Raw genomic sequence first — 623 nt, forward strand, 5'->3', positions numbered from 1 at the left:
GGAATTGGGCGACGAATCGCTTGCCGTCCGCATTCTCCAGGATTTGCGCGCGAAACTCGGTGATGTAACGCGCGATGCGCAGATCGATGATCTGGCGGCGTTCAAAGCCGACCTCCTGATAATCGCCCGCCGGCAAGGTTCGCTTATCGATGTTGATGGTGCGAATGTCGTCCGGCTCGTCGACCGGTTTCAACGTGCTGCCGTTATGATCGGGCTGACCGCCGGGCTTGCGTCCACTGAGGCCGCGTTGTTTTTTCGCACGATTGGGATCGCTGGCGGGTGGCAAACTGCTGTTGCGACTGTTCATGCCCAAGCGCGCCATCAACAGCTTCACGACAATCAGCACCAGGGATACCGCAGACTTCATGGCAACGGAAGTCTGCTTATCCTGTTGCAGTTGTTTTTCGACAGCCTCAATGGCTGCCTTGATGTCGATGGAGTCGAGTGTCACAATCTCAGTACCGAAGCGGCTTTGCGTGACACTATTATCTCACGACTTTTTGAGATGAAAAAATTGGCTCTGAGCGCGCGCTGACGGCATTTTCCATGAGACGGGGCTGGCCGACCACGGCATGGCGCACTGGCACCGCCACAGCGGCAGTGTACGGCGATTGGCGGGGGGG

1 protein-coding gene is annotated in these 623 nt (G+C 57.6%); it reads right to left on the reverse strand.

Annotation, left to right across the window (positions count from 1 at the left end; translation table 11 throughout):
• Positions 1-451, reverse strand: a 451-nt coding sequence (locus NPX02_RS21280; RefSeq protein WP_260296073.1) for a DUF6444 domain-containing protein, incomplete at its 3' end; no start/stop codon positions are given.
• Between the last annotated feature and the right edge of the window lie 172 nt (positions 452-623).

The sequence above is a fragment of the Sedimenticola hydrogenitrophicus genome (assembly GCF_025175675.1).
Taxonomy (GTDB): domain Bacteria; phylum Pseudomonadota; class Gammaproteobacteria; order Chromatiales; family Chromatiaceae; genus Sedimenticola; species Sedimenticola hydrogenitrophicus.